Raw genomic sequence first — 6,209 nt, 5'->3', positions numbered from 1 at the left:
GCGGTGGTCTCTGCGGGTTCGGTGGGGGCGGGCGTTTTTGCGCAGTTCCCCGCGCCCCTGAGATGCCTGCGGCGGCCCCTGGCTCTTTGGTGGGGGTTCGCGTAGCGCCTTGCGGTGGGTTGTGGGTCGGGGCCGCGCCGGGGGGTGTCCGTCCTCGGTCGGGCGGCTCGGTTGCTTTGAGAGGGGCTCGGCGTTGACGCCCGCCGCTGCGGGCGGACACCCCCCGACACGGCCCCTTGCCGCCGTGGGCGACTGCGGGTGTGTGGGGGAGTTGCTCCCATTGCTGACGCGGGGTTTCCCTTGGGCGGGGGTGGTCGGAGAATACGGGGCTGTGACAGGTGAGCGGCGCGGGCGCTGCGTACGTATCGTCTGTTGAGGGGTCACGGCAGGGCGGGCGAGAGGCGGCTACGGGCGATGACTCACGGTATGCATTCGGACACGCACACCCCTTATCTCGACGGCGACCGGAATTGGCGGGATACGGCTTCCCGGTATGCGCTGCTTCCGCTGCGCGTTTTTCTGGGCGTCACTTTTATCTATGCCGGGCTGGACAAGCTCACCGACAGTGCCTTTATGAAGGACTCCGGTGCGGGGTCGGTCGGTGACATGATGCGTGCCGTTCGTGACTCCTCGGCCATTCCGGCCATGGTGGACATGGCTCTGGAGAGTCCCGTCGGGTTCGGCTATGCCATTGCCTTCGGTGAGTTGGCCGTCGGTATCGGGACGTTGATCGGGCTGTTCGCCCGACTGGCGGCGCTCGGTGGGGCGCTGATTTCGCTGAGCTTGTGGTTGACGGTGAGCTGGGCCTCCGATCCGTACTACTACGGCAACGACCTGGCCTATCTGATGGCCTGGCTGCCTCTCGTGCTCGCGGGCGCTCCCATGTTGTCCGTGGACGCGGCGCTTCGAGGGCGGCGACGGCAGCGGGTGGGCGGTTATCGGTAGTCGATGGGGGGCGGGGTCGCGGATCCGCGGCGCTTGCGTATTCCCCGGGTCAGGACTCCTACCGCGCCTGCCAGGCAGAGGCCGGCTATGACCAGGGGGATCACCACGAACCAGGGTGTCTCCCAGGCGCCGCCCGCGTCGCCGGCGTAGATGATGCCGGTGACGGTCAGGAAGGTGCCGGCGACCAGCCTGCCGGGCTGGAACTCATGACGTAGCACGGCTCACCTCCGCCTGTCCCACGCCCACGCTCAGGTCGAGGTCCAGTGTGCCCGCCTCCTTGGTGCCGGTGGGGGGTGTCAGGGTCAGCTCCTTGTGTTTGCCCGGTGCCACGTCCACGTCCTGCTGGTCGTCGCCCGGGAGCTGGATGTCTCCCACTCCGACGTCGATGCTCAGCTGGACGGTCACGTCCTTGGGGACGATCACCTTCAGCCGGCCCACGCCCACGTCGGCTCTGGTGGTCAACGTCTTGTCCTCGGCGATGGTCAGGCCGGTCAGGTCCAGGGTGCCGACGCCTGTGCCGAGGTCGTACTCCTGCTGTACGTCGGCCACGGCCGCCGGTCGCCAGTTCCGCTCGACCCAGTGGGTGCTGATGTCCTTGGGCAGTGCCGCCGAGGCGGCCAGCAGGCCCGCGGTGATGATCGCAAGGAATATGGAGCCCGCGCCGGTGCGGCCAAGGAACGCGCTGACGGCTATGCCCAGGCCGAGCACGAGCAGCGCGCAGGCCAGGCCGGTCTGGAGGCTGGTGCCGAGCGCGTGGTCCTCCCAGGTCGCGCCGGTGCCGATGGCGCCGGCGAGGAGGGCCAGCAGGAACACCCAGCCGCCGATCCAACGGGGGCCGCGCGGCTTCGGCTGGGGGCGTCGGTCGCGTATGTCCCCGCGGCTGCTCCAGGTGCCGAGGCCGATGCTGACGGCCGCCGCGATGTCGCGGTCGCGGGAGTCGCCCGGGCCCCAGAGATAGCCTGTGCCGCCCTCGTGGGTGCCGTCCTTGACGATGGGGTCGCGCCACCAGGAGGGGTAGGCGGCGGGGACTGGGGGGGCCTGGGCCTCCGGTGGGGCGTCGGCGACGGCCTGCGCGGCGAGCGGGTCGGGGTCGGGGGTGCCGCGGTGCCGCGACCAGTAGCCGGCGCCCGCGACGAGGAGGGAGAGGACGACGGCGAAGGCCAGCACACCGCCGTTCTTCAGCATCGTCAGGAACACGCCGCAGCCGACCAGCGCGAACAGCACGGCCGTCAGCGCCTGGCCGTCGACGCGGCCGGTCAGCAGTTTGCGCACCTCGTTCTCGTCCTCGTCGTCGTACGGGACGAAGAGCCAGGCGAAGCCGTAGAAGAGCAGGCCTATGCCACCGGTCGCGGAGAGCACGGCGAGGGTGATCCGGAAGATCACCGGGTCCATGTCGCACTGCCGCCCGAGCCCGGCGCACACGCCGGCCAGCATCTTGTGCCGACGGTCGCGCCGGAACCTGTGCGGCGGGTCGAGTGCCTCCGCTTCCACGCCCGCTTGCTCGGGCACGGGGTCCGCGGCGGGCTGGTGATCTGTCATGTGTCCATGGTGACGGGCGGGTCGGTCTCGCGGGAGTCGGAATGACCCTGGTCGGACCCTGATATCGGCCCTGAGGAGGGGGCGGGGGAAGCGTTCGACGCGGCGGGGGTCGAAGATCAGGGGAGTATCGGGGGTCGACCCTGATGCCCTGGTGCTCCGACCGTGTGAACATCGATGGCATGCCGGAAGCCGCAGCAGCGCCACTCGTCGAACCGCGGCCGCCGCGCAAGCTCTACCGCAGCAGCGACGGACGCTGGCTCGGGGGCGTGGCGCGGGGGCTCGCCGGGCATCTCGGCCTGCCCGTGATCTGGGTGCGACTCGTCTTCGTCGGCCTGTTCATGGCCGACGGCCTGGGTGCGCTGCTGTATGCCGCGTTCTGGTTCTTCGTGCCGCTCGGCGTCGGCGGCGTCGGCGCGCAGCGGCCCTCCCCCTTCGCCACCGAGACCGCACCCGACGGCCGGCGCAGACTCGTCGCCCGCAAGCCGGACAAGGGGCAGATCGTCGCGCTGCTCCTCATGGTCGTGGTGGCGATGGTCTTCGTCGGCAGCGTGGACCTGGGCAGCGGCGCCAAGGCCTACCTCCTGCCCGCCGTGCTCGTCGGCGCGGGTGTCGCCCTGGTCTGGCGCCAGGCGGACAACTCCCGCCGGGCCCGCTGGATGGAGGTCGGCCGGCGTCGGCGCACCCTCACCCTGCTGCGTGCCGCGGGCGGCGTCGTGCTGGTCACGGCCGGTGTGTCCGGCATCTTCGTCCTCCAGGGCTCCGCCGCCCACCTCGGCTCCGTCCTCCAGGCGGCCCTGGCGGTCCTCGTCGGCATAACGCTCCTCGCGGGTCCGTATCTGGTCCGGATGACACAGGACCTGTCCGAGGAGCGCCTGATGCGCATCCGCGCCCAGGAGCGCGCCGAGGTCGCCGCGCACGTCCACGACTCGGTGCTGCACACCCTGACCCTGATCCAGCGCAACGCGGAGAACGCGAACGAGGTCCGCCGCCTCGCCCGCGCCCAGGAGCGCGACCTGCGCACCTGGCTCTACAAACCCGAGGGCACCGGCAAGGACGAGGAGGACGAGCCCGCCAACCTCGCCGACGCGGTCCGACGCAACGCCGCCGAGATCGAGGACAAGCACGGCGTCCCCATAGAGGTCGTGGTCGTCGGCGACTGCCCGCTCGACGAGAGAATCGGTGCGCAGATGCAGGCCGCGCGCGAGGCGATGGTGAACGCCGCGAAGTACGGTGGCGAGGGCGGCGCCGTGCAGGTCTACGCCGAGGTGGAGGGAAAGACCGTCTTCGTGTCCGTGCGGGACCGCGGTCCGGGCTTCGACCTCGACTCGATACCCGCCGACCGCATGGGCGTCAGAGAATCGATCATCGGCCGTATGGAGCGCAACGGCGGCACGGCCCGGCTGCGGGCGGTGCCCGACGGCGGTACGGAGGTCGAGCTGGAGATGGAGAGGGCGGAGAAGACGTCATGAGCGACCCGACCGAGGCGAACGAGCCTGTGGAGTCGACCGGTGCGAGCGCGGTCGAGCGGCATGTGCGCGTGGTCCTCGTCGACGACCACCGCATGTTCCGTACCGGAGTCCAGGCCGAGATCGGCCGGACCGAGCAGACCGGCGTCGAGGTCGTCGGGGAGGCCGACGACGTCGACCAGGCGGTCACCGTCATCACCGCGACACGGCCCGAGGTCGTTCTCCTCGACGTGCACCTCCCGGGTGGCGGCGGGGTCGAAGTCCTGCGCCGCTGTGCCCCGTTGATGGCCGACGCCGAGCAGCCGGTCCGCTTCCTCGCCCTGTCCGTCTCGGACGCGGCGGAGGATGTGATCGGCGTGATCCGGGGCGGTGCGCGCGGGTACGTGACGAAGACGATCACCGGCACGGACCTGGTCGACTCCATCTTCCGGGTCCAGGACGGCGACGCGGTGTTCTCGCCGCGCCTCGCCGGGTTCGTCCTGGACGCCTTCGCCTCGACGGACGCCCCACCGGTCGACGAGGACCTCGACCGGCTCACCCAGCGCGAGCGGGAGGTGCTGCGGCTGATCGCGCGGGGATACGCGTACAAGGAGATCGCCAAGCAGCTGTTCATCTCCGTCAAGACGGTCGAGTCGCATGTGTCGGCGGTGCTGAGGAAGCTCCAGTTGTCCAACCGGCATGAGCTGACTCGGTGGGCGACGGCCCGGCGTCTGGTGTGAGACCGGCCCCGGTGGTGCCGGGGCGCCGGCTGGGTCACGCCACCCGGGTGGCCCCCGCGAACGGCATCTCGTCGAGTGGGGCCACGCGGACCGGGGCCGAGGGGTTCGGGGCGTGGATCATCTGGCCGTTGCCGATGTAGAGGCCGACGTGGCTGATGCCGGAGTAGAAGAACACCAGGTCGCCCGGGAGCAGTTCGGAGCGGGAGACACGGCGGCCGGTGTCGATCTGGGCGTAGGTCGTGCGGGGGAGGGAGAGACCGGCCGAGCGGTAGGCGGCCTGGGTGAGGCCGGAGCAGTCGAAGGCGTCCGGGCCGGTCGCGCCCCAGACATAGGGGCTGCCCAGCTTGGAGTAGGCATACGAAACGGCTGCCGCCGCGCGGGCGTTGGGGGCCTGAGCCGTGGCCGAGCCGGGGGCCGTCAGGGCGTCGCGGCCGCCTGTCGAGGAGCGGGCCGCGCGGTCCGTGCCGTTCGACTGGAGCCGGGCGCGTTCCTCGGCGGTCAGCCGGGCGAGCAGGGTGCGGGCCGTGTCCAGCTTGCCGTTGATCGTCCTGCTGTGTTGTCGCAGTTCTGACTGGCGGGACTTCAGCGAGGTCAGTTCGATGTGCGCCGCCCCGCGCAGCTGCTCGATCTCGCGGAGTTGGCTGCGGACGCTCGCGACGGATGCGGCCTGACGGTTGCCGGTGCGTTCGGCGAACTCCGCGCCGTCGAGATAGCGGTCGGGGTCGGCGGAGAGAGCCAGGCGGAGGGCTGGGTCGAGGCCGCCGTCACGGTACTGCGCCGCGGCCATCGAACCGAGCGCTTCCCGCGCCGAGTTGAGCTTCTCGGTCTTGCGGGCGGCCTCGTCCTGAAGCGTTCTGATCCGCTGCTCGGCCGCGTTCGCCTGCTCCTTCGCGCCGTTGTACTTCTCGGTGGCGACCTCCGCCTCCTGGTACAGCTTGTCCACCTTCGCCTTCACCTGCGCCGGAGTCAGCTGCGGCTCGGCATGCCCTGTCCCGTCGAAGCCCGTCGCCGTCGCCGCGCCCGCCAGGGCGATCGTCCATGCCGTGCGGGCCGTACTGCCGCCGGCCGAGCGCTGACGGGGCTTTCGGTGCGCTGCCACGTGGACTGCACGTCCTTTCGTACGACCGCCTCGGACCGCCCCGGGGGAGCGGCGGGCGTACGGGCCGCCTGGGGGTGCGGACGTACGGCCGCCCGGGGGCGGGTTACGCGTCCGGCGGCGGCCTGCACAGGGGGAGCGGGCCGCCGCCGGACTTTCTCGGCGGTGGTGTCCGACTGCCGCCCCTGGCCCGGGCGGCGGTGGGGAGCCGGTCACCTGGTGGAGGACGTTAAACCTCTGTGTGTCGGGGTGGTAACGCGTTGTGCGGAAGTGCCGGGAGCGGACCGGAGGATGACCGTAAGTGAGCGTGATCCCGGGGTGGGGGCGTCGTGTTCACGCTGTGTGCTGACCGATGTGGCGGAATGGGGGGTGGGGCGGGATTGGTTCTTTCCCCGGTTCTTTGTCTTTGGCGTCGGGCGCTGCCGGGTCATCGGTCCACACGAT

At 71.0% G+C, this 6,209-nt stretch carries 6 protein-coding genes; 3 read left to right on the top strand and 3 right to left on the bottom strand.

The genetic code is table 11. From position 1 onward, the window contains the following. Positions 1 to 414: 414 nt before the first annotated feature. The gene (locus L0P92_RS41005) at positions 415 to 945 is read left to right on the top strand and encodes a DoxX family protein (protein ID WP_234768229.1); all 531 of its coding nucleotides are present in this window, start codon (positions 415 to 417) and stop codon (positions 943 to 945) included. On the opposite strand, the gene L0P92_RS41000 is transcribed toward L0P92_RS41005, so the two are convergent. Both L0P92_RS41000 and L0P92_RS40995 read right to left on the bottom strand, forming a co-directional pair. Continuing rightward, complete coding sequence (locus tag L0P92_RS41000) at positions 936 to 1,163, bottom strand: hypothetical protein (RefSeq protein ID WP_234768228.1); 228 nt, start codon at positions 1,161 to 1,163, stop codon at positions 936 to 938. The two genes, L0P92_RS41005 and L0P92_RS41000, sit on opposite strands and share 10 nt — an antisense overlap. Beyond that, on the bottom strand, positions 1,150 to 2,484 hold the full coding sequence (locus L0P92_RS40995) for a PspC domain-containing protein (RefSeq protein WP_234768227.1): 1,335 nt from the start codon (positions 2,482 to 2,484) through the stop codon (positions 1,150 to 1,152). Before L0P92_RS40995 ends, L0P92_RS41000 begins: the two co-directional genes overlap by 14 nt. Positions 2,485 to 2,627: 143 nt before the next feature. On the opposite strand from L0P92_RS40995, the gene L0P92_RS40990 reads away from it, so the two are divergent. After that, a complete protein-coding gene (locus L0P92_RS40990; protein ID WP_234768226.1) occupies positions 2,628 to 3,953 on the top strand; it encodes an ATP-binding protein in 1,326 nt (441 codons plus the stop codon). After that, positions 3,950 to 4,669 carry a LuxR C-terminal-related transcriptional regulator gene (locus L0P92_RS40985; RefSeq protein ID WP_234768225.1) on the top strand — a complete coding sequence of 240 codons (720 nt, stop codon included), beginning with the start codon at positions 3,950 to 3,952 and terminating at the stop codon, positions 4,667 to 4,669. The genes L0P92_RS40990 and L0P92_RS40985 overlap by 4 nt, the downstream gene beginning before the upstream one ends. 34 nt (positions 4,670 to 4,703) lie before the next feature. On the opposite strand, the gene L0P92_RS40980 is transcribed toward L0P92_RS40985, so the two are convergent. Beyond that, positions 4,704 to 5,768, bottom strand: a complete 1,065-nt coding sequence (locus L0P92_RS40980) for a C40 family peptidase (RefSeq protein ID WP_234768224.1) — start codon at positions 5,766 to 5,768, stop codon at positions 4,704 to 4,706. Positions 5,769 to 6,209 lie beyond the last annotated feature (441 nt).

Source organism: Streptomyces muensis, from assembly GCF_021474425.1.
In the GTDB taxonomy this organism is placed as follows: domain Bacteria; phylum Actinomycetota; class Actinomycetes; order Streptomycetales; family Streptomycetaceae; genus Streptomyces; species Streptomyces muensis.
The sequence above is the reverse complement of the archived record's forward strand: the minus strand, read 5'-3'. Positions and strand labels throughout refer to the sequence as shown.